The sequence below is a fragment of the Variovorax sp. GW821-FHT10C12 genome (assembly GCF_059415405.1).
Genome location: NZ_JBWKNE010000001.1, coordinates 2,723,530 through 2,744,975, shown reverse-complemented (window position 1 = coordinate 2,744,975; position 21,446 = coordinate 2,723,530). Strand labels below are relative to the sequence as shown.

16 protein-coding genes are annotated in these 21,446 nt (G+C 67.0%); 10 read left to right on the top strand and 6 right to left on the bottom strand.

Annotated features, from left to right (window positions below):
- Entirely contained in the window at positions 1 to 243 is a 243-nt protein-coding gene (locus AC07OH_RS12830) for a hypothetical protein (RefSeq protein ID WP_492682897.1), read from the bottom strand.
- 149 nt (positions 244 to 392) lie between these two features.
- Here AC07OH_RS12830 and AC07OH_RS12825 point away from each other — a divergent pair, with 149 nt between their 5' ends.
- Positions 393 to 1,643, top strand: a complete 1,251-nt coding sequence (locus AC07OH_RS12825; RefSeq protein ID WP_492682845.1) for a cation:proton antiporter — start codon at positions 393 to 395, stop codon at positions 1,641 to 1,643.
- A 9-nt stretch (positions 1,644 to 1,652) separates the two neighbouring features.
- Here AC07OH_RS12825 and AC07OH_RS12820 read toward each other — a convergent pair whose 3' ends face one another.
- Both AC07OH_RS12820 and AC07OH_RS12815 read right to left on the bottom strand, forming a co-directional pair.
- Positions 1,653 to 2,981 carry a heavy metal sensor histidine kinase gene (locus AC07OH_RS12820; RefSeq protein WP_495300904.1) on the bottom strand — a complete coding sequence of 443 codons (1,329 nt, stop codon included), beginning with the start codon at positions 2,979 to 2,981 and terminating at the stop codon, positions 1,653 to 1,655.
- On the bottom strand, positions 2,978 to 3,655 hold the full coding sequence (locus tag AC07OH_RS12815; protein ID WP_489058799.1) for a heavy metal response regulator transcription factor: 678 nt from the start codon (positions 3,653 to 3,655) through the stop codon (positions 2,978 to 2,980). Before AC07OH_RS12815 ends, AC07OH_RS12820 begins: the two co-directional genes overlap by 4 nt.
- A 162-nt stretch (positions 3,656 to 3,817) precedes the next feature.
- Between AC07OH_RS12815 and AC07OH_RS12810 the strand changes: the two genes are divergently transcribed.
- From AC07OH_RS12810 to AC07OH_RS12790, 5 genes are all read left to right on the top strand, one after another.
- Entirely contained in the window at positions 3,818 to 4,192 is a 375-nt protein-coding gene (locus tag AC07OH_RS12810) for a hypothetical protein (protein ID WP_159276051.1), read from the top strand.
- A gap of 104 nt (positions 4,193 to 4,296) precedes the next feature.
- Complete coding sequence (locus AC07OH_RS12805; protein WP_495300903.1) at positions 4,297 to 5,640, top strand: TolC family protein; 1,344 nt, start codon at positions 4,297 to 4,299, stop codon at positions 5,638 to 5,640.
- A gap of 26 nt (positions 5,641 to 5,666) precedes the next feature.
- Positions 5,667 to 7,037: an efflux RND transporter periplasmic adaptor subunit gene (locus tag AC07OH_RS12800; RefSeq protein ID WP_495300902.1), complete on the top strand. Its 1,371-nt coding sequence runs from the start codon at positions 5,667 to 5,669 to the stop codon at positions 7,035 to 7,037.
- 10 nt (positions 7,038 to 7,047) lie between these two features.
- Complete coding sequence (locus AC07OH_RS12795; RefSeq protein WP_495300901.1) at positions 7,048 to 10,266, top strand: CusA/CzcA family heavy metal efflux RND transporter; 3,219 nt, start codon at positions 7,048 to 7,050, stop codon at positions 10,264 to 10,266.
- Complete coding sequence (locus AC07OH_RS12790; RefSeq protein ID WP_495300900.1) at positions 10,256 to 11,173, top strand: cation diffusion facilitator family transporter; 918 nt, start codon at positions 10,256 to 10,258, stop codon at positions 11,171 to 11,173. Before AC07OH_RS12795 ends, AC07OH_RS12790 begins: the two co-directional genes overlap by 11 nt.
- Before the next feature lie 97 nt (positions 11,174 to 11,270).
- Here the strand turns inward: AC07OH_RS12790 and AC07OH_RS12785 are convergent, their stop codons facing one another.
- The 3 genes from AC07OH_RS12785 to yjgA form a co-directional block, all read right to left on the bottom strand.
- The gene (locus AC07OH_RS12785) at positions 11,271 to 15,140 is read right to left on the bottom strand and encodes an Ig-like domain-containing protein (RefSeq protein ID WP_495300899.1); all 3,870 of its coding nucleotides are present in this window, start codon (positions 15,138 to 15,140) and stop codon (positions 11,271 to 11,273) included.
- Positions 15,141 to 15,395: 255 nt separating this feature from the next.
- Positions 15,396 to 15,992, bottom strand: a complete 597-nt coding sequence (gene mog, locus AC07OH_RS12780; RefSeq protein ID WP_495300898.1) for a molybdopterin adenylyltransferase — start codon at positions 15,990 to 15,992, stop codon at positions 15,396 to 15,398.
- Complete coding sequence (gene yjgA, locus AC07OH_RS12775) at positions 15,989 to 16,648, bottom strand: ribosome biogenesis factor YjgA (RefSeq protein WP_062476481.1); 660 nt, start codon at positions 16,646 to 16,648, stop codon at positions 15,989 to 15,991. Before yjgA ends, mog begins: the two co-directional genes overlap by 4 nt.
- 98 nt (positions 16,649 to 16,746) lie before the next feature.
- On the opposite strand from yjgA, the gene pmbA reads away from it, so the two are divergent.
- The 4 genes from pmbA to AC07OH_RS12755 all read left to right on the top strand — a co-directional run bounded on the left by pmbA (position 16,747) and on the right by AC07OH_RS12755 (position 21,446).
- Positions 16,747 to 18,117, top strand: coding sequence for a metalloprotease PmbA (gene pmbA, locus AC07OH_RS12770; RefSeq protein WP_495300897.1), 1,371 nt, complete (start codon positions 16,747 to 16,749; stop codon positions 18,115 to 18,117).
- Positions 18,118 to 18,183: 66 nt separating this feature from the next.
- Positions 18,184 to 19,128: a cupin domain-containing protein gene (locus AC07OH_RS12765; RefSeq protein ID WP_495300896.1), complete on the top strand. Its 945-nt coding sequence runs from the start codon at positions 18,184 to 18,186 to the stop codon at positions 19,126 to 19,128.
- A gap of 174 nt (positions 19,129 to 19,302) precedes the next feature.
- The gene (locus AC07OH_RS12760) at positions 19,303 to 20,574 is read left to right on the top strand and encodes an ABC transporter substrate-binding protein (protein ID WP_495300895.1); all 1,272 of its coding nucleotides are present in this window, start codon (positions 19,303 to 19,305) and stop codon (positions 20,572 to 20,574) included.
- A gap of 2 nt (positions 20,575 to 20,576) precedes the next feature.
- Positions 20,577 to 21,446, top strand: coding sequence for a carbohydrate ABC transporter permease (locus AC07OH_RS12755; RefSeq protein WP_307588960.1), 870 nt, complete (start codon positions 20,577 to 20,579; stop codon positions 21,444 to 21,446).

Genomic DNA, 21,446 nt, shown 5'->3' with positions numbered 1-21,446 from the left:
CTACGTCCCGTTGCTTGAGGACGTGTCAGGCAGGGCCTGGCGGGCCTCGAGCGCGGCGGCGATGCGTTCGAGGTTGGCGTTCATGCGCCGCGTTTCGACGATGTGATCCGACAGATAGTGGCGCACCTCTTCGATGTACTGGCCTTGTTTCAGGCCGCCGCTGCGGCGCATGAAGAAAATCCAGACACCGATGAGCAGCAGCATGGGGCCCCAGCTGATGATGAGTTCGACAAAGGTTCGCATGGTTCTCCCGAAGGCGTGAGAGGTGATGAAAGGGAAGTCGGCGCACAGCCGCGACGCAGGTTAGCGCAAGGTGGTCGGTCGCCGGCATCAGCGGCGCGCAGAACTCACTAACATCGGGCGACTTTTCCGTCTTCACGACTTCCCCGCCCATGTCCGTCACCACCCTCCTGCTGCAACTCGTCGTCATCCTCACCACCGCGCGCCTGTGCGGCTGGGTGCTGCGCCATGTGGGGCAGCCGAGCGTGGTGGGGGAGATGGCGGCGGGGCTGATGCTCGGGCCGGCGGTCATGGGGCTGCTCTTTCCGTCGCTGCACGTGCAGCTGTTTGCCAAGGAGTCGCTGCAGGGGCTGTCGTCGCTGGCGACGGTGGGGCTCGTGTTGTTCATGTTCGTGGTCGGGCTGGAGCTGCGGGCCACGCGCAACATGCGCGCGCAGCTCAAGGCGGCCGGGGCGGTGGGCGTGCTGAGCGTGGCGGTGCCGGTGGTGCTGGGCATCGCGATCTCGCCGATGTTGCATCCCACGCTCGCGCCGGCCGGCGTGGGCTTCTGGCCCTTTGCGCTGTTCATGGCGGCGGCGCTGTCGATCACGGCGTTTCCGGTGATGGCGCGCATCCTGAAAGACCGCGGCATGACGCGCACGCCCTTCGGCCAGCTCTCGCTGAGCGCGGCGGCGGTGGTCGATGTGTTCGCGTGGATCCTGCTGGCCTTCGTGGTCGCGACCATCGGCGCGGGCGAGGGCTATGCCGGCCTGCTCAAGACCTCGGTCGGCGTGGTGGTGCTGCTGGCCTTCCTGTTCTTCGGCCTGAAGCCGGCCTTTGCGTGGCTGCTGCGCGTGAAGGCGCCCGACGGCGAGCCGTCGACCACGCTGATGGCCTCGCTCATGATCGGCCTCTTGCTGTGTGCGCTGCTCACCGAATGGCTGCACCTGCACGCGGTGTTCGGTGCCTTCCTGTTCGGCGCCTGCTTGCCGCGCGACGACCGCCTTCTGCGCTCGCTGAGCGAGCGCATCGAACCCATTTCCATCGTCGTGCTGATGCCGCTGTTCTTCGCGCTCGCGGGGCTGGGCACCACGGCCAACGCGTTCTCGGGTGCGAGCCTGGGCGCGATGCTGCTGATCGTGGGCGTGGCCACCGTGGGCAAGATCGCGGGCGGCGCGGCGGGCGCGCGCATCGCCGGCTACAGCTGGCGCGACAGTCTGGCCACCGGCTCGCTCATGAACGCGCGCGGGCTGATGGAACTCATCGTCATGAAGATCGGCCTCGATGTCGGCCTGATCGGCCCCGAGCTGTTCACCATGCTGCTGGTGATGGCGCTCGCGACCACCGCGATGACCGGGCCGCTGATGACGCTGTGCATCGGCCGCAAGGCCCGGCCCGCCGAGACGGCACACGCCGAGTCCTGAGCCCGCACTTCAGCCGTTGCGGCGCACGCTGAAGCCGATGCGCGTCTCGCCGTTCTGGCTCGACGCGAACACCTCGCCGCCGTGCATGCGCGCGATCGCCTCGACGATCGACAGGCCCAGCCCGTGGTGGCGCGTGGAGCTTTCGCGCGCCTGGGCTGCACGGTAGAAGCGCTCGAACAGGCGCGGCAATGCCTCGGGATCGATCGGCGCACCGCGGTTGACCACGGCGATGGTGTTGTGTTCTCCGCCAGGGCCGGCCGCAATCTCGATGCGCACGGTCGAGGCCGGCTCGGCAAAGCGGATCGCATTGCCCAGCAGGTTGAAGAGGGCGCGCCGGATCAGCCCCGCGTCCGCCTCGGCCACGGCCTCGCCGTGCACCTCGGCGCGCAGGCCGGCTTCGTCGAGCATGGCGTCGTAGAAGTCGATCACGTCGCGCGCCTGGTCCGCCAGATTCACGGGCGCCTTCGAGCGCGCCGAGGTGCCGCGGTCGGCCTTCGAAAGAAACAGCATGTCGGTCACGATGCCCGACAGCCGCCCCATCTCCTCGAGGTTGGAGGCCAGCACGCTTTGCAGCTCCTCGTTGCTGCGCGGGCGCGTGAGCGCCACCTCGGTCGAGCCGAGCAGGTTGGCCAGCGGCGTGCGCAGCTCGTGCGCCACGTCGGCGTTGAACGACTCCAGCTGCACATAGGCGCGCTGCACCCGCGCCAGCAGCGCGTTGAACTGCGTGATCCAGGGGCGCAGCTCTTCCGCGAAGGCGCCGGGGTCGATGGACTGGTGGACGTGGTCGGGCGTGATGGCCGCGGTGCGCTCGGCCAGCGCCTTCAGCGGTCGCAGCCCGCGTCGCACCAGCCATGTACCGGTGAGCGACACCAGTGCCGTGCCCAGCACCACAGCGCCCAGCAGCGTCCAGGCCAGCCGTTCAAGCAGCCGGGTGTCTTGTGCGATGTTCACGCCGACCTGCACCGACAGGTTGGTGTGGAAGTCGCCGTTCTGCCAGGGCACGACGATGGCGCGCCGCAGCCAGCGGCCCTGCGGCGGAGGTGTCGATTGGAAGAGCTCGTGGCCCGCGTTCGCGATCGACAGAGTCACGTCGTCCTGCATCGAGAAGAAGTCGTCGAGCTTGTGCCGCAGAAAGACGAGGTCGCCGCCCTTCTCGGCCTCCTTGAGCAGGTGCTCGACGAGCACTGTCTTCTGATCGAGCGCGTCGCGCTGCTTGGCGCCGAAGCTCCAGGCCGTGACGAAGTAGATCGCCAGGCAGATGATGCTCAGGCCGAACAGCGTCTGTGCAGCGAACCAGAACGAGAGCCGGCTCTGGATCGAATGCGGCTTCGGGCTCATGCCCAGGAGCGGTCTTCGAGTACGTATCCCATGCCGCGCACCGTGTGCAGCAGCTTCACGTCGAAGGGATCGTCGATCTTGCTGCGCAGGCGGCGAATGGCCACCTCGACCACGTTGGTGTCGCTGTCGAAGTTCATGTCCCACACCTGCTCGGCGAGCGTGGAGCGCGACAAGATCTGCCCGCGCCGGCGCAGCAGCACCACCAGCAGCGTGAACTCCTTGGCCGTGAGGTCCAGCCGCGTGCGGTTGCGCATGCACTTGCGGCTCACCAGGTCGAGTTCCAGGTCGGCCAGGCGCAGCACCGTGGGCTCCTGCGTCTTGCCGCGTCGCAGCAGCGCCTGCACGCGCGCCAGCAACTCCGAGAAAGAGAAGGGCTTCACCAGGTAGTCGTCGGCGCCTTGCTGCAGGCCCTGCACGCGGTCTTCGACCTTGTCGCGCGCGGTGAGCACCAGCACGGGCACGTTCTTCGTGCGCCGAATGGCCTGCAGCACGGCAAAGCCGTCGATGCCGGGCAGCATCACGTCGAGCAGCACCAGCGCGTACTCGCCCTCGGTGGCGAGGTAGCGGCCTTCGATGCCATCGCGGGCGATGTCGACGACGTAGCCGTTCTCCTCCAGCCCTTTTTTCAGGTAGTCGCCCAGTTTGGGTTCGTCTTCGATGACAAGAATTCGCATGGTACGGATCGTACCCAAGGCCTCTCGATAGGCTGGTTACGATTTAGTAATCCTATTGAAGGACAAAGCGCCGACACGCTGTCATACAGTGGGCCGGGCCCTCGGTTTGCAGGGCCTTTCTCGGTCGGCGCGTCACGCCCCGTCGATATACTTTTGTCAACAATGCGCCGCTGGCTCCTCATTTTCCTGCTGTTTCTCCTGCCTTTCCAGTACAGCTGGGCGGTGTCGGCAGCCTATTGCCTGCACGAAGGCGACAAGGGAAGCGGCCACTGGGGCCATCACGAGGACGAGCCGCGCGGCACCGACCGCACCCACGCGGGCGACGGCGCCAAGAAGGACAGCACGCGCCAGCCCAACGCGGCGGTCGGCCATTGCATCGTTGCCCACTTCGGGCAGGCCCAGCATGCGGACACCGCCGCCGCGCTGCCGGCCCAGGCGCCCGTGGCTTCGCAGCCGCTGCGCGCCGCTTCCACCGAACGCTTCGCCTCGCACATCGCCGAAGTGCCGGTGCGCCCCGACTGGTTGCTCGCCGCCTGATTCGGCGAGAGCACAGCACCTTTTCTTTTTTCTGATCCCACCGATCCGCTGAGCGCTTTTCGCCGAATTCGTCCGTCCGTTGTTTCGCAACCCAGGAGAATTCGATGCGCACGCTTTTCGTGCCGCTGGCCGTGTTGGCCTTGGCGGTACCCCCGGCCTTTTCACAGCAGACCCCGCAGGCGGCCGGTCCTTCGTCGTCCCTTTCGGCACCCGCCCGCACGCTGGAGCCCGAAGGCCCGCTGACCCTGCGCGCCGCCGTCGCGCTGGCGCTGCAGGCCAACCCGGGCTTGTCGGCCGCACGCCATGAGCAGGCCGCCGCCGATGGCGCCGTGGTGCAGGCCGGCGCCTGGCCCAACCCCACGCTGGACACGCAGCTGGAAGACCTGCGCCGCAACAACCGAACGACCACGCTGCAGCTGAGCCAGCCCCTGGAGCTGGGCGGCAAGCGCGCCGCGCGCGTCACGGCGGCCGAGCGTGCGCGCGACCAGGCGGTGTCGGCGCTGTCGGCGCGGCGCGCCGAACTGCGTGCCGCGGCCGTCACCGCTTTCTTCGACGTGCTGACCGCGCAGGAGCGCCTGCGCCTGGCGCAAGACTCGGTGGGGCTCGCGCAGATCGCCACCCGCGCCGCGGCCAACCGCGTGGCGGCGGGCAAGGTGTCGCCGCTCGAAGAAACCAAGGCGCGCGTGGCCGAGGCCGGCATCCGCGTCGAACTGCTGCAGGCCGAAGGCACGCTGCGCGCGTCGCGCCAGTTGCTGGCCGCGCTGTGGGGCAACCCGGCGCCGCGCTTCACGCAGGTGGACGGCGCGGTCGACCAGCTGCCCGCGCAGGCCGCCGCGCCCGAGGTGGCGCGCCGCCTGCCCGATGCGCCCGTGCTGCGCCAGGCCCGGCTCGAGGTCGAGCGCCGCCGCGCGCTGAGCGACCTGGAGCAGGCCAAGCGCATTCCCGACGTGACCGTGTCGCTCGGCGTCAAGCGCGTGCCCGCGTCCGAAGGCGAGGGCGGCGAGGCCGTGAGCAGCAGCCGGCGCAACCAGGTGGTGGTGGGCCTGTCGGTGCCGCTGCCGATCTTCGACACCAACCGCGGCAACATCGCCGAGGCACTGAGCCGCGAAGACAAGGCGCGCGACGAACTCGCCGCCGCCGAGCTGCAACTGGGCGCCGACGTGGCCCAGGCCAGCGAGCGCCTGCGCTCCGCGCGCGCCACCGCCGAGACGCTGCAGCGCGACGCACTGCCCGGCGCCGAGACCGCCTACCGCGCCGCCACCAAGGGCTTCGAGCTGGGCAAGTTCAGCTTTCTCGAAGCGCTCGACGCGCAGCGCACGCTGTTCCAGGTGCGCAACCAGTACCTCGTCGCGCTGGCCGAGGCGCACCGCGCGGCCGGCGAGCTCGACCGCCTGCTGGGCACGGAGGGCGACGACATCGCCTCGAAGGCGACGCCGAACGTGCGCTGAAGAAGAACACCGAACCGATTCCGACCATGACCACACCACACAACCGCACCACGTCCTCCGGCCGCAAGCAGTGGATCGCCATTGCCGCCGTCCTGCTCGCCGGCCTCATCACCGGCGCGCTCATCCTGCGCACTGCACCGTCCAAGCCCGAGGCGGGCGGGCACTCGGAGTCCGCCGGCCATGCCGACGGCGAGCACCACGAGGAAGACAAGAGCCACGCCAAGGGCAAGGAAGACGACCACGGCCATTCGCATGACGAAGGCCATGGCGACAAGGAACACCACGCGGAAGAGAGCAAGGACGCAGGCAAGGAAGCGCCTGCAACCGCAGAGCCCCAGAAGGCCGCCGCCAACGCCCACAAGGAAGACGAAGAAAAGATCCCCTTCACCGACGAGCAGGTCAAGGCCGCCGGCATCGCGATCGACAGCGTCGGCCCGGCGCGCATCAAGACGTCGCTGCAGCTGCCCGGCGAGATCAAGTTCAACGAAGACCGCACGGCCCACGTGGTGCCGCGCGTGGCGGGCGTGGTCGACAGCGTGTCGGCCAACCTGGGCCAGGAAGTCAAGCGCGGCCAGGTGCTGGCCGTGATCTCCAGCCCTGCGCTCTCGGAGCAGCGCAGCGAGCTGCAGACCGCGCAGCGCCGGCTGGCGCTGGCACGCACCACGCACGACCGCGAGAAGAAGCTGTGGGAAGAAAAGATCTCCCCGCAGCAAGACTTCCTGCAGGCCGAGCAGGCCATGCAGGAGGCGCAGATCGCCGTGGCCAACGCCAACCAGAAGCTGCTGGCGCTGGGCGCCACGCCCGGCTCGTCGGCGCTGGGCCGCTACGAACTGCGTGCGCCCTTCGACGGCATGGTCGTCGAGAAGCACATCTCGCTGGGCGAGTCGGTGGGCGAGGCGGTCAACGTGTTCACCATTTCCGACCTGTCGACCGTGTGGGCCGAGATCAGCGTGCCCGCCAGCAGCCTGAACCTCGTGCGCGTCGGCGAGGCCGTGACCATCCGCGCCGGTTCCTTCGAGCAGGCCGCGCGCGGCACCGTGTCGTACGTGGGCTCGCTGCTGGGGGCGCAGACGCGCACCGCCACCGCGCGCGTCACGCTCACCAACCCGCAGCGCACCTGGCGCCCGGGCCTGTTCGTGAACGTGGAGCTGGTGGCGTCGGAGGCCGATGCGCCCGTCACCGTGTCGGCCGAAGCCGTGCAGACGGTGGACGACCAGCCCACCGTGTTCCTGCGCGTGCCCGGCGGCTTTGTGCCGCAGCACGTGAAGACCGGCCGCAGCGACGGCCAGCGCATCGAGATCGTGGGCGGCCTGAATCCCGGCGCGGCCTATGCAGCCAGCGGCAGCTTCGTCGTGAAGTCGCAGCAGGGCAAGAGCTCGGCCACGCACACCCACTGAGGACGACCGCATGTTCGAACGCATCATCCGCTTCTCCATCGAGCAGCGCTGGCTGATCCTGCTGGCCGTGCTCGGCATGGCGGCGCTCGGCGTCTTCAGCTACCAGAAGCTGCCCATCGACGCCGTGCCCGACATCACCAACGTGCAGGTGCAGATCAACACGTCCGCGCCCGGCTACTCGCCGCTCGAAGCCGAGCAGCGCGTGACCTACCCCATCGAGACCGTCATGGCCGGCCTGCCGGGCCTGCAGCAGACGCGCTCGCTGTCGCGCTACGGCTTGTCGCAAGTGACGGTGATCTTCAAGGACGGCACCGACATCTACTTTGCGCGCCAGCTCGTGAACGAGCGCATCCAGTCGGCGCGCGAGAGCATGCCGCCCGGCGTGTCGCCGGTGATCGGGCCCATCTCGACCGGCCTGGGCGAGATCTACCTGTGGACCGTCGAGACGGAAGAGGGCGCGAAGAAGGCCGACGGCAAGCCCTACACGCCCACCGACCTGCGGGAGATTCAAGACTGGATCATCAAGCCGCAGCTGCGCAACGTGCCGGGCGTGACCGAGATCAACTCCATCGGCGGCTACGCCAAGGAGTTCCAGATCGCACCCGACCCCGCGAAGCTGCTGGCGCACGGCCTCACGATGACCGACCTGGTCACCGCGCTCGAGCGCAACAACGCCAACGTGGGCGCGGGCTACATCGAGAAGCGCGGCGAGCAGTACCTCATTCGCGCGCCGGGGCAGGTGAAGTCGGTGGAAGACATCGGCAACGTGATTCTGGGCAACGCCGGCGGCATTCCGCTGCGCGTGTCCGACGTGGCCGAGGTCGGCATCGGCCAGGAGCTGCGCACCGGCGCCGCCACCGACAACGGCCGCGAGGTCGTGCTGGGCACCGTGTTCATGCTCATCGGCGAGAACAGCCGCACCGTCTCGCAGGCGGTCGACAAGAAGATGCAGGAGATCAACCGCACGCTGCCCGCGGGCGTGAAGGCCGTGACGGTGTACGACCGCACGGTGCTGGTCGACAAGGCCATCGCCACCGTGAAGAAGAACCTCTTCGAGGGCGCGGTGCTGGTGGTGGCGATCCTGTTCCTGTTTCTGGGCAACATCCGCGCGGCCATCATCACCGCGACGGTGATTCCGCTGTCGATGCTCTTCACCTTCACCGGCATGGTGAACCAGAAGGTCAGCGCCAACCTCATGAGCCTGGGCGCGCTCGACTTCGGCATCATCATCGACGGCGCCGTGGTGATCGTGGAGAACTGCGTGCGGCGCCTGGCGCATGCGCAGGAGAAACACGGCAGGGCGCTCACGCGCAGCGAGCGTTTCCATGAAGTGTTCGCGGCCTCGCAGGAGGCGCGCCGGCCGCTGCTGTTCGGCCAGCTGATCATCATGATCGTGTACCTGCCGATCTTTGCGCTCACCGGCGTCGAGGGCAAGCTGTTCCACCCGATGGCCTTCACCGTGGTGATTGCGCTCCTGGGCGCAATGATCTTGTCGATCACCTTCATCCCGGCCGCCGTGGCGCTGTTCATCGGCAACAAGGTCGGCGAGAAGGAAAACAGCCTGATGCTGTGGGCCAAGCGCGGCTACGCGCCGCTGCTGTCGCGCGCGATGAATGCCAAGCCGCTGGTCATCACCACGGCCGTGGTGGCCGTGGTGCTGTCGGGCCTGCTGGCCACGCGCCTGGGCACCGAGTTCGTGCCCAGCCTGAGCGAAGGCGACTTCGCCATCCAGGCGCTGCGCATTCCGGGCACCAGCCTCACGCAGTCGGTCGAGATGCAAAAGCAGCTCGAGCGCACGCTGAAAGACAAGTTCCCCGAGATCGAGCGCGTGTTCGCGCGCACCGGCACGGCCGAGATCGCGTCCGACCCGATGCCGCCGAACATCTCCGACGGCTACATCATGCTCAAGCCCGAGAGCGAGTGGCCCAAGCCGAAGCGCACGCGGCCCGAGCTGCTGGCCGCCGTACAGGAAGAAGTCGAGAAGCTGCCGGGCAACAACTACGAGTTCTCGCAACCGATCCAGCTGCGCTTCAACGAGCTGATCTCGGGCGTGCGCAGCGACGTGGCCGTGAAGATCTTCGGCGACGACATGGACGTGCTCAACCAGACGGCCGCGCAGGTGTCGGCTGCGCTGGGCAAGGTGCCCGGCGCCGCCGAGGTGAAGGTGGAGCAGACCACCGGCCTGCCCATGCTCACCGTGAACATCGACCGCCAGAAGACCGCGCGCTACGGCCTCAATGTGGGCGACGTGCAGGACGCCATTTCGACCGCAGTGGGCGGTCGCGAGGCCGGCACGCTCTTCGACGGCGACCGCCGCTTCGACATCCTCGTGCGGCTGCCCGAGACCCTGCGCACCGACCTGGAGGCCATCCGCCGCCTGCCGATCGCGCTGCCGAAGGGTGTGGGAGGCGCGGGCGGCGAAGGCCTGCGCACCAGCTTCATCCCGCTGGGCGAGGTGGCCACGCTCGACCTCGCGCCCGGCCCCAACCAGGTCAGCCGCGAAGACGGCAAGCGCCGCATCGTGGTGAGCGCCAACGTGCGCGGGCGCGACCTCGGCTCCTTCGTGGCCGAGGCCGAGGAGGCCATGCGCGCCGTGCGCATTCCACCGGGCTACTGGACCGTGTGGGGCGGCCAGTACGAGAACTTGGCCTCGGCCACGCAGCGCCTGCAGGTGGTGGTGCCCGTGTCGCTGCTGCTGGTGTTCACGCTGTTGTTCGCGATGTTCGGCAACCTGAAGGACGGCCTGCTGGTGTTCACCGGCATTCCGTTTGCGCTCACGGGCGGCATCGTCGCGCTGTGGATGCGGGGCATTCCGCTGTCGATCTCGGCGGCCGTGGGCTTCATTGCGCTGTCGGGCGTGGCCGTGCTCAACGGGCTGGTGATGATCTCGTTCATCCGCAACCTGCGCGAGGGCGGCCTGCCGCTGGACGCGGCGATTCGCGAAGGTGCGCTCACGCGGCTGCGCCCCGTGCTCATGACCGCGCTGGTGGCCTCGCTGGGCTTCGTGCCCATGGCCATCGCCACCGGCACGGGCGCCGAAGTGCAGCGCCCGCTGGCCACCGTGGTCATCGGCGGTATCCTGTCGTCGACCGCGCTGACGCTGCTGGTGTTGCCGCTGCTGTACCGCATCGCGCACCGGCGCGATGAAGACGAGGTGCAGGAAGCCAACGCAGAGAAGCAACACGGCGCACCTCTCGACCCCGCACTGCAAGGTTCCCATGGCCCATGAGCATTCACACGCTGTAGGTGGCAATGAAAAGGCGCTGCGCTGGGCGCTGGCGCTGACCTCCACCTACCTCGTCGCCGAGGTGATCGGCGGGCTGGTGTCGGGCAGCCTGGCGCTGCTGTCCGACGCGGCCCACATGGCCACCGACACCGTGGCGCTGGCCATCTCGCTGGCCGCCATCTGGCTGGGCAAGCGGCCGGCGGACAAGCGCCGCACCTTCGGCTACTACCGCTTCGAGATCCTGGCGGCCGTGGTCAATGCGGTGCTGCTGTTCTTCGTGGCGATCTACGTGCTCTACGAGGCGTACCGGCGCATCTCGCAGCCGGCCGAGATCCAGTCGACCATGATGCTGCTCGTGGCCATCGGCGGCCTGGTGGTCAACCTCATCGGTATGCGCCTGCTGGCCAGCGGCAAGGACGAGAGCCTCAACGTGAAGGGCGCCTACCTCGAAGTGTGGGCCGACATGCTGGGCTCCGTCGGCGTGATCGTGGGCGCGCTCGTCATCCGTTTCACCGGCTGGGCCTGGGTCGACTCGGTGATCGCCGTCGCCATCGGCCTGTGGGTGCTGCCGCGCACCTGGCGCCTCTTGCGCGAGAGCCTCAACGTGCTGCTCGAAGGCGTGCCCGACGAGATCGACCTGCCCGAGGTCGAGCGCGCGCTGCAGGCGCAGCCGGGCGTGGCCGGCCTGCACGACCTGCATGTGTGGGCACTGTCCAGCGGCAAGGTGAGCCTGAGCGTGCACGTGGTGTGCACGCCCGACGTGGTCGACCTGGCGCCGCTGATGCTGCAGCTGCGTGCGCTGCTGGCCGAGACGTTCGACATTCACCATTCGACCGTGCAGGTGGAGCGGGTGCCGTGCGAGCAGGCGGGGGAGGGGCATGGGTTCGGGCCTGCGGTGACGGCGGGCTGAGGCGAGGGCAGGCACAACAAAAAACGCGACAGTCGCACGGGGCAACTGTCGCGTCGGGGGCGGCGCCGGTGGGGCGCCGCGTGGCCTGCCTGCAGGCTTAGAGGATGGTCACGTGGACCTTGTCCTCGACCAGCAGCTCGGCGGTACCGGCGAGGTTGGTGTAGACGCTGTAGGTCACGCCGCCGACCGTGGCTGCATTGCCCTGGGTCCAGCCGTCGTTGCCGCCGAGCAGGTTCACATCACCGTTGGCGCCGTTGACCAGCATCTGCACCTTGCCGTCGGCCGTGACCATGTCACGCATGCCACCGGCGAGCACGTCGCTGGCGTGCAGGGCCAGCGTGTTGCCGCCGGCACCCAGGTCGAACTTCTCGAAGCCCTGCACCTTCGCGCCGAGCGCAGACAGGTCGATGTGCATGGCCTTGCCGTCCATGACAAGGGTGTCGATGCCCAAACCGCCGTCGACGCGTGCGAAGTCGCCGCTGTTGATGCGGATGACGTCGTCGCCCGAGCCACCATGGACCACGTCGCCCGTACCGACATTCGTGAAGATGTCGTTGCCGGCACCGCCTTCGAGTCGATCGGCGAAGCCGAGCTTGGCGATGATCGTGTCGTTGCCGTCGGTGTAGGCCTGCGTTGCGTGATCGACCACGTAGGCTTCGACTTCCGGCTCGATGTGGAACGTGCCGGCCCCTGCGTTCTGCAGCGTGACGGTCACGCCCTGCTGCACCAGCAGTTCCGCGTCGAAGCCCGAGTGCTGGTACACCTCGTAGACCACGCCACCCACCGTGACGTTGGCCTTCTTGACCCAGTCGCCCGGATCGGTGCCGTTGGGCAGTACGTCGGACAGCGTCACCGAATCACCTGCATTGCCCTTGACCATCATCTGCACGCGGCCGTCGGCCACGAACTGGTCCTTGGCGCCGTTGTTCATCACGTCGGCCAGCGACAGCTTGAGCGTGTTGTTGCCCGTGCCGGTGAGGTCGATGACTTCAACCGAGCTGACCTTGCCCGCGAGCGCGGTCAGGTCCAGCGTCTGGTTGGCACCTGTCAGTTTGAGGGTATCCATCCCTTCATTGCCGAAGATCCTTGACTTGCTCAGGTCACGTGCATCTTGAATGTTGAACATCGTGTCTTCGTTTCCTCCATGCATATCTTTGGCAGATCCAGCGATAAGAGTTTGATCTTGCGATACCGGAGTGTTCGAGAAATTATTCCAACTCAACCAATCAATCATGACGCCATACAGGGAGCCAAAAGCATCCGCGCCAAAGATAAATTCAATATGATCGATCTCCTCTCCGCTTGGTGCTTCAAATCCGTATGTCCTCCATGACCAACTGTTTGTGCTGCTTTTTTGCAATGGAATCTCGCCTAAAAAGGTACCATTTTCTGAATACGCCTTGAGGCGTGTGCCGGTATAAACTCCAAAATCATAGGAGAGATTGATTAGAAAATCTTTTGTGTTTGGGGGTAGTTTTATTTTTGCGGAAGTGTTTTCACCTCCGCCTAGATGTAGAGAGACTTTTCCCTCTTCTTTGTGAAGATGTGTCGCCCCGCTGGCAGGCTGAAGGATGGTGAGTTGATTGATTTTGTCGCCTGATTGCATCTCGCCCCATGGAGCGCTACCTGGCAAAAAATTTTCAATATTTTCAATCGATTTTTTTACATGAGGACTTGAATTTCCCGCCTTGTCAATCATTCCAATGGAAATTGAAGAGTCGATGGAAAAATTCAATTCTAATTGGACTTTTCCTTCGGCAATGTCGGAGGCTGTCAGGGAATGGAAAAATTCATTGCCTCCTTGAATTACATGAATTCGATCTCCGATTGCCTTGTCGGTTTTGTCGAAGGAGATTTCTAGTTTTTTATCGATTGCGGAAAAGAAAGTCGGCGCCGTGGGCGCGACGGTATCCAGCGCCATCGTCTGTGACGCGACCGGCCCCGCAGCGCCCGCCTCGTCCACCACGCGTGTCTGCACGGTCCAATCGCTGTCGAAAGAGGCAAAGGAAAGCCCTTCGGGCATGATGAATTTCGCGTGTCCATCGGCCGGAAGGCTGTGGTCTTTTCCGAAGGTGCCTTCGAAGATGGCCTTGCCCGATGCGTCGTAGAAGGTGACCGATTGCGTGGTCTGGGAGTGCCGCCAGTCGAACTCGATGGCGTTGTAGGTGTTGCCCTTCAGTGAAGCGCTTGTGGTGCCGCTGATGTGCCACGCCTGCCCGTGGTCGGGGGAGGCGCTGTCGAAGATGCCGTTGTTCGAAGAAGAAGCGTCGGCCGCCGCGTCTTGTCTGGTCAGCAGCAGCACGCCGGCGTCGGCTGTTTGACCCGGCGCAAGTTCGACGGTCTCACCGGCATCGAAGTCTTCCCGGTCGGTGTTCGACCGGATCACCAGGTAGAGCGAATGATTGCCCGTGGCGCTGACCACCGCCGCGGCCAGGTTCAGCGAAACGTCGCCCACCGCCACGGTGGCCTGGCCTGCCGCCATGTCTGCCGCCGTCAACAGGTAGTCCACGTTCTGGTTGCCGTTGAGCAGGTGAATCCGGTCGCCCGGCGACACCGCGGTCTTGTCGAAGCTCACGGTCACTTGCCCGTTGCCCAGCACGACCGCGGTGGGCGCGTGCGGCGTGGCGGTGTCCAGGGTCACCGCCTGCGAGCTCACCGGGCCCACGTTGCCGGCCAGGTCCACCACGCGCGTCTGCACGGTCCAGTCGCCCGCATGGCTGTGGTCGTCCTGGGCGCTCCATTGCGTGCCGTTCACGAAGGCGGTCTTCCAGGTCTGGCCGCCGTCGGTGGACACCTGCAGGGTCTCGCCGGCTGCGAGCGATGCGCTCAGGCGGCCCGTCATCAGGCGCCCCGCGCTGCCGTCGTTGGTGGTGTGGTCGTCGGCGTCCATGCCGCTGTCCTTGCCGATGCCCGAGACGGTGGGGGTCTGCGTGGGCGCCAGGGTGTCGACCTCGAAGTGCCAGCCGCTGCTCGCGTCGCCGGTCTGGCCCACCGGGCCGGTGGCCGTGGCGGTGATGTGGTGCGCACCCTCGCTCAGGTTGTCTTTGGGTGTGAACGCCCAGGTGCCGTCGGCGCCGGTCTGGGTGGTGCCCAGGAGGGTGGTGCCGTCGTGGAACGTCACGGTATGGCCGGGCTGGGCCGTGCCGTGCAGGGTCGGCCGGGCGTCGTTGGTGACCTCGCCGGGGGCCAGCATGTGGGGCATGCCCACGTCGTCGTAGACGTGCTCGATCACCGGGGGCGCCGGCTTGCTGGTGTCGATGGTCACCTGGTAGCGCCCCGTCGGCGCGGTCTCGTTGCCCGCCGCGTCCTTCTCCACGAGCGTGAAGGTATTCAGGCCCGCGGCCAGCGGCGATATGACCTGCAGCGACCACTGGCCGTTGTCGCCGACGACGGCTTCACCCAGCGCATGGGTGCCGGTGCTGTCTCTGACCATCACCGTGACGGTGTGGCCGGGCTGGCCGGTGCTCGTGCCGGTGAGCAGCGGGCGCGTGTCGTCGGTGGTCTTGCCGGCGGCCACGTTGCCGGTGATGCCGCCTGCGGTGTCGAGGACGCCGGTGATGGCCAGCTTGCTGGCGTTGGGTGGCGTGACGTCGATCTCGAAATTGAACGGGCCCGAAGGCTCGCTCTCGCTGCCGGCGGGGTCGCGCGCCACGATGGTGATGGCGTGATGGCCCTCGCTCATGTCGCTCGATGGCGTGAAGCCCCATTGGCCGTCTTCGTCCACGACGGCCTGGCCGATTTCCACGCCGTGGTCCTTGATGAGGATGGTGTCGCCCGGCGTGCCTCGGCCCTGGAACTCGGGTTGGCGGTCGTCGGTGACGCCGCCGGAGGCGAGGGAGCCCATGATGTCGCCTGCGTCGTCGATGACGCTGTCCATGGAGGGCGGCTGTGGTGCGAAGACCCGTGCGCTTGCCGTCTGATCGACGCTCTGGTTGTCGATGAAGACGTTTGCCTTGTTGGATGCCATGCAGTTCCTATGCTCTGAAAAGGGAAAGAAAGATCGGATCGGGCAGCGAATTCACGCTGTTCGATCCGGCGGCCCGGGCGTCAGGAACTCTAGGAAGAACAGGGGAGCGGAACCATCGGACGGGTCCGATAAAAGCTGGGGTGGGCGATGCGGACGCGAGCGCGCCCCTCGCGCATCGGCGAAGGAAGATGTGTCTTCGGTGGTGAATGCCGCCGCGCGAGAACCGGCGGCAGGCAGGCCCGGGGGGCCTGCGCCTCAGCGTGCGGCGCGAACGGCCGACTTGGGCCGGAAGGCCTTGCAGACCGTGTCGTCGGTCTCGAGGTACGGCCCGCCGATCAGGTCGATGCAGTAGGGCACGGCGGCGAAGATGCCGGGCACGATCTGCGTGCCGTCGGCGTCCTTCAGCCCTTCGAGCGTCTCGGCGATCGACTTGGGCTGGCCCGGCAGGTTGATGATCAGGCTCTGGTCGCGGATGACGGCCACCTGCCGCGAGAGGATGGCGGTCGGCACGAAGCGCAGGCTGATCTGGCGCATCTGCTCGCCGAAGCCGGGCATTTCCTTGTGGGCCACGGCCAGCGTGGCCTCGGGCGTGACGTCGCGCAGCGCGGGGCCGGTGCCGCCGGTGGTGAGCACGAGCGAGCAGCCGGCATCGACCAGCTCGATGAGCGTGGCGCTGATGCGCGCAGTCTCGTCGGGGATCAGGCGGGCTTCGAACTCAATGGGGTTCTTCAGCGCCCGGCCCAGCCAGTCCTTGAGCGCGGGCAGGCCCTTGTCTTCGTAGGTGCCGCTGGAGGCGCGGTCGCTGATGGAGACGATGCCGATGCGCACCGCGTCGAAGCCAGCCTCGCTCATGCGTCTTCTTCCCGGTCCTGCGCCGCAGCCGCTTCGGCGTGGTCGTCGCCGCCGTGCACCGCCAGTTGCGCACGCACGAGCTGGAAGATCTCGCGGTAGGCCTTGCCCTGGCGCGGCGCTTCGCCGGCGGGGCCGGACTTCAGGTCCTTGCGGGCCTGGCGCACGAGGGCGCGCAGCTGCTGCGAGTCGGTGGCGGGGTGGGTTTCGATCCAGCCGCCGAGGGCGTCGTCGTCGGCGATCAGGCGTTCGCGCCAGCGTTCGGCCTCGTGCAGCGCGGCGGCTTCGGCGGCCGGCACGGTGTTCTGCTCGGTCAGCGCCTGCTTCACGGCCTCGAGCACCTCGGGGTCGAGGGCGCGCATCAGTTTGCCGATGAACTGCATCTGGCGGCGTTTGCCCTCGAAATTGGTGATGCGTTTCGCCTCGGCGATGGCATCGACCAGTTTCTCGCTCAGCGGGAGGGCGTCGAACAGGCCGGCACGCAGGGTGAGCAATTCTTCGCCCAGTTTCTGCAGTTCGGCGCTCTCGCGCTTGAGTTCGGTGCGGCTGGCTTCGTCGGTGCCGCCCTTGAGCTCGCGCTTGAGCTCCAGGTCGAGTTCGCTGCCTTCGGCAACGAAGTGGCCACGGACGAAATAGCCTTTTTTGGGTTTGCGGGACATGGGGTGGATTCTGGGCTGCGCCGTGCGGCGCTGCAACGCGCACAGGGGGCGCGGAAGGGAAAACGTGAAACAGGGGGCGCAAGTATCATAGCCACCACATGACGACATCCTCCTCGCGCGCCGATTCTGGCTTCGCCTACAGCCGCTCCTTCTTCGAAAACCTGGTCGATTCGGCCCTGGCGCACGCCAAAAAGCTCGGGGCCACCGACGCCGGCGCCGAGGCCTCCGAGGGCTGCGGCCTGAGCGTCTCGGTGCGCAAGGGCGAGCTCGAGAACGTCGAGCGCAACCGCGACAAGTCGCTGGGCATCACGGTCTACGTGGGCCACCGCCGCGGCAACGCCAGCACCTCCGACTTCTCCGAGGCGGCCATCCAGCAGACCGCCGCAGCCGCCTACGACATCGCCCGCTTCACGGCCGAAGACCCGGTGAGCGGCCTGCCCGACGAGGCAGACATTTCCAAGGTCCACCCCGAGCTCGACCTGTTCCATCCCTGGGACGTGACCAGCGAGCAGGCCGCGGCCATGGCGCTGGAGTGCGAGGCGGCCGCGCTGTCGACCGACAAGCGCATCACCAACAGCGAAGGCGCCGGCGTCTCGGCGCAGCAGAGCCACTTCTTCAGCGCCCACACGCACGGCTTTCGCGGCGGCTACGCCAGTTCGCGGCACTCGATTTCGGTGGCGCCCATCGCCGGCAAGGGCGACGGCATGCAGCGCGACGCCTGGTACAGCTCGATGCGCTCGGCCGACGAACTCGCCAGCCCGCAGGCCGTGGGCCGCTACGCCGCCGAGCGCGCGCTGAGCCGCCTGAAGTCGCGCAAGATCAAGACCACCGAATGCCCGGTGCTGTTCGAGTCGCCGCTGGCCGTGGGCCTGCTGGGCGGGCTGGTGCAGGCCGTGAGCGGCGGGGCGCTGTACCGCAAGAGCACCTTCCTGCTCGATTCGCTGGGAAAGCCCGTGCTGCCCAAGCACGTCGACATTGCCGAAGACCCGCACGTGATGCGCGGCAAGGGCAGCTCGCCCTTCGACGACGAAGGCGTGATCACCCGCGCACGCAAGGTGGTCGATGCCGGCCGCCTCGAAGGCTACTTTCTCTCGACCTACTCGGCGCGCAAGTTGGGCATGAAGACCACCGGCAATGCCGGCGGCTCGCACAACCTGACGCTGAGCTCGCGCCTCACGAAGCACGGCGACGACCTCGACGCCATGCTGGCCAAGCTCGGCACCGGCCTGTTCGTCATCGAGCTGATGGGGCAGGGCGTGAACTACGTGACCGGCGACTATTCGCGCGGCGCCAGCGGTTTCTGGGTGGAAAAAGGCCGCATCGCCTTCCCCGTGCAGGAGATCACGATTGCGGGCAATTTGCGCGACATGCTGATGGGAATTGAAGCGATTGGCGCAGATGCTTACACTTTCGGCGCAAAAACCACGGGGTCGATCCTGGTCAACCGCATGAAGGTGGCCGGCGCCTGAGAGGCGCCGCTCCGGCTGCGGCGCTGGCTCGACGACCTCCAATTTCAAAGACAGGGGGGACAGGAAATGAGCAAACACAGCGCCGTGCGCAAGCCGGCCCTCGAACACGAACTCTTGCGCGACCCGCGCCTGGGCTTCGAGCCGGCGGGCAGCAGCTCGGTGCGCTGCCTGCAGCACGGTGTGCCGTGGCCCTTCGACTGCTGGCACTACCACGACGAGTACGAGCTGCAGTGCATCAACCGCACCAGCGGTGACGCCTTCGTCGGCAACCACATCGGCCATTTCGAGCCCGGCTACGTGGCCCTGGTGGGTGGGCGGCTGCCCCATACCTGGATCTCGCACGACGTGCCGCCCGAGGGCGTGGCCGACCGCAGCATGGTGATCCACTTCCGCGACGAACCCCTGCGCAAGGGCGTGGACCTGTTCCCCGAACTGGAGACGGTGCTGCCGATGCTCGACCGCGCGAAGCTGGGCATCGAGTTCTTCGGCATCGGCGACCTCGTGCGCGAGCGCTTCGCGCGGGTGCAGAAGCAGGAGGGCATGGCGCGGCTGTCGGAGTTCATCGGCCTGCTGCACGAGCTCGCCAACTGGAGCGACTGGCGCCAGATCTCGAGCAATGCCGACCCGACTGACGAGGACCCGACGGCCAACACCCGCATGCGTCGCGTGCTTGACCACCTGCATGCGCACCTGTCCGAAGAGCTGTCGCTGCCCGCCGTGTCGGCCATCGCCAACATGGCCGAAAGCAGCTTCTCGCGCTACTTCCACAAGCACATGGGCAGCACCTTCACCGACTTCGTCACGCGGCTGCGCATCACCAAGGCCTGTGAGATGCTGCAGGTGTCCGACCGGCTGGTGAGCGACATCTGCTACGAGGTCGGTTTCTCGAATCTCGCGAACTTCAACCGCCGCTTCCTGCAGCTCAAGGGCATGACGCCCTCGGCCTACCGGCAGCAGGCGCAGGAGCGTTTCGGCCTGCGCAGCGTGCAGCACACACCACTCGCTGCCTGATCTCTGGCTGATACGCGCTTGCCTCTTGGGCTAAACCCCGAGACGGATTGGCAGCAAAGTATCAGATGCCCGGTGGGCGTGTAGGAGGCCCGTCGGATCGGCCCCCTAACCTTCGTTTCGCTGCTTTTGCCGGCATTTCGCCGGCAACTTGCACGAACAACGAAGGAGACACAAATGCCGATTCCGCATCCCCACCGTCTGGCCGGCCTCGCCCTCGCGCTGGCCACGCTGGCGCCCGCCGCGCTGGCGCAGGTCTGCAAGGAGGACGTGCGCGTCCTGTCGCAGCCCCGTGAAGGCCTGACGCTGCTCGAGAAATCCAAGGACGAGTTCAAGCGCCTGAGCGGTGCCTCGTTCAGTGTGGACAACCTCAACGAGAACGACCGCCGCGCCAAATCGCGCGCCGATGCGTCCACGGTCGGCAAGTACCACGTGTACTACGTCGACGAGGCCAACGTGGCGCAGTTCGTCCAGTCCAAGTGGATCGTGCCGCTCACGCCGTACTACCCGGCCAGCTACGACTACGCCGACTTCGACGCCGGCCGCCAGAAGGTCGCGACCTTCGCCGGCCAGACCTGGTTTGCCCCGCTCACCGGTGGCGGCGACCTCATGGTCTACCGCAAAGACCTGCTCGAGAAGGCAGGCATCAAGCCGCCGGCCACGCTCGACGAGTTTGTGGCGGCCGTGAAGAAGCTCAACGACCCTGCCAACGGCGTCTACGGCGTGGCACTGCGCGGCCAGCGCGGCTCGGGTGCCAACGTGTGGCGCTGGATGCCGTTCTTCCGCGGCTACGGCGGCCAGTGGTTCGACGGCGACAAGCCGGTCTTCAACTCGCCCGCCGCCGTGAAGGCGACCCAGACCTACCTCGATCTCTTCAAGTACTCCGCGCCCGGCACCAAGACGGGCGGATGGGACGAATCCACCGGCGCCTTCCTGGCCGGCAAGGTCGCGATCCTGGTCGAGTCGACGCCGCTCGCAGGCAACGCGCTCGACCCCAAGATGTCGACCGTGGTCGGCAAGATCGCCTACGCCGTGCCGCCGACGCCGCTCACCGGCGGCGGCTACGGCCACGGCCTGGCCATCGGCGCGCGCGCCAACAAGACCGAAGAGGCGAAGAAGTGCGCGGGCCTCTTCATCGCATGGGCCACGTCCAAGGAGAACGAGCAGCGCCGCCTGGCGGAAGGCCAGTTCGGCGAACTCAACCGCACCAGCGTGCTGAGCAGCCCGGCGTTTGCCAAGCGCTACGGCGCCGACCTGGGCAAGGCGCTGGCCGACACCGGCAAGGTCACGGCCGTGAACTTCTGGCAAGACCCGGCCTGGCCCGACCTGGGCGACCGCTGGGGGATCATTCTGGAAGAGCTGATCACCGGCTCGCGCACCGACATCCAGGGCGGGCTCGACGAACTCGACGCCTACGCCAAGCAGCTGATCGCGCGTCGCAAGAAGTGAGCATGCGTTCCCACACCACACGGCTGCCGGCCGTGTTCATCGGGCCGGGGCTGCTCGTGCTGGCCGTCCTGGCGCTGGTGCCGACGGTGTTCGCCATCGCCATCTCGCTGCAGGACCGTGAACTGGGCCAGGCCGACACGGCCTGGGTCTGGTTCAGCAACTACGTGCAGCTGTTCTCCGACCGGCGCTTTCTGAACTCGGTGCGCGTGTCGCTGGTGTGGGAGGTGCTGACCGTCAGCGCCACCATGGCCCTGGCCGTGCTCATGGGCACGCTGATGCACCGCTGCGCCACGCCGCGCTGGCGCCAGGTGCTGTCGATGCTGTTCATCGTGCCGGTGCTGCTGCCGCGCGTGTCGGCCGCCTTCGTCTGGAAGTTCGCCTTCCATCCGCTGTTCGGCCTCATCACGTGGCCGTACAAGGCGATCACCGGCGAGCCGCTGGACCTGTTCGCCGACCCGGTGCTGGCGCTGCTCACGGTGGCCTTCGTCGACGTGTGGCAGTGGGGACTGTTCTTCGGCGTCATCGTGCTGAAGCTGCTCGAAACCCTGCCGCCGCAGCCCTTCGAGGCCGCGCGGCTGGACCACGCGAAGACCTGGGAGGTGTATGCCTACGTGGCGTTGCCGATGCTGAAGGCGCCGCTCATCAGCCTGGCCTTCGTGAAGATGGTGGAGTCGCTGCGTGCCTTCGACCTCATCTACGTGATGACGCGCGGCGGCCCCGGCATCTCGACCGAGACGCTGGACATGTACGCCTTCTCGCAGGGCTTCATCGAGTCGGGCCGCATCTCGTACGCGTCGAGCATGGCGGTGCTGATGATGGTCGCCTCCACGGTCGCGTTCACCTACATCTGGAAATGGACCAAGCCATCATGA

Coding starts and splice junctions, on each gene's coding strand:
- AC07OH_RS12755 (WP_307588960.1), top strand. CDS start 20,577: ATGCGTTCCCACACCACACGGCTGCCGGCCGTGTTCATCGGGCCGGGG.
- AC07OH_RS12760 (WP_495300895.1), top strand. CDS start 19,303: ATGCCGATTCCGCATCCCCACCGTCTGGCCGGCCTCGCCCTCGCGCTG.
- AC07OH_RS12795 (WP_495300901.1), top strand. CDS start 7,048: ATGTTCGAACGCATCATCCGCTTCTCCATCGAGCAGCGCTGGCTGATC.
- AC07OH_RS12785 (WP_495300899.1), bottom strand. CDS start 15,140: ATGGCATCCAACAAGGCAAACGTCTTCATCGACAACCAGAGCGTCGAT.
- AC07OH_RS12805 (WP_495300903.1), top strand. CDS start 4,297: ATGCGCACGCTTTTCGTGCCGCTGGCCGTGTTGGCCTTGGCGGTACCC.
- yjgA (WP_062476481.1), bottom strand. CDS start 16,648: ATGTCCCGCAAACCCAAAAAAGGCTATTTCGTCCGTGGCCACTTCGTT.
- AC07OH_RS12810 (WP_159276051.1), top strand. CDS start 3,818: ATGCGCCGCTGGCTCCTCATTTTCCTGCTGTTTCTCCTGCCTTTCCAG.
- AC07OH_RS12790 (WP_495300900.1), top strand. CDS start 10,256: ATGGCCCATGAGCATTCACACGCTGTAGGTGGCAATGAAAAGGCGCTG.
- AC07OH_RS12825 (WP_492682845.1), top strand. CDS start 393: ATGTCCGTCACCACCCTCCTGCTGCAACTCGTCGTCATCCTCACCACC.
- AC07OH_RS12800 (WP_495300902.1), top strand. CDS start 5,667: ATGACCACACCACACAACCGCACCACGTCCTCCGGCCGCAAGCAGTGG.
- mog (WP_495300898.1), bottom strand. CDS start 15,992: ATGAGCGAGGCTGGCTTCGACGCGGTGCGCATCGGCATCGTCTCCATC.
- AC07OH_RS12765 (WP_495300896.1), top strand. CDS start 18,184: ATGAGCAAACACAGCGCCGTGCGCAAGCCGGCCCTCGAACACGAACTC.
- pmbA (WP_495300897.1), top strand. CDS start 16,747: ATGACGACATCCTCCTCGCGCGCCGATTCTGGCTTCGCCTACAGCCGC.
- AC07OH_RS12820 (WP_495300904.1), bottom strand. CDS start 2,981: ATGAGCCCGAAGCCGCATTCGATCCAGAGCCGGCTCTCGTTCTGGTTC.
- AC07OH_RS12830 (WP_492682897.1), bottom strand. CDS start 243: ATGCGAACCTTTGTCGAACTCATCATCAGCTGGGGCCCCATGCTGCTG.
- AC07OH_RS12815 (WP_489058799.1), bottom strand. CDS start 3,655: ATGCGAATTCTTGTCATCGAAGACGAACCCAAACTGGGCGACTACCTG.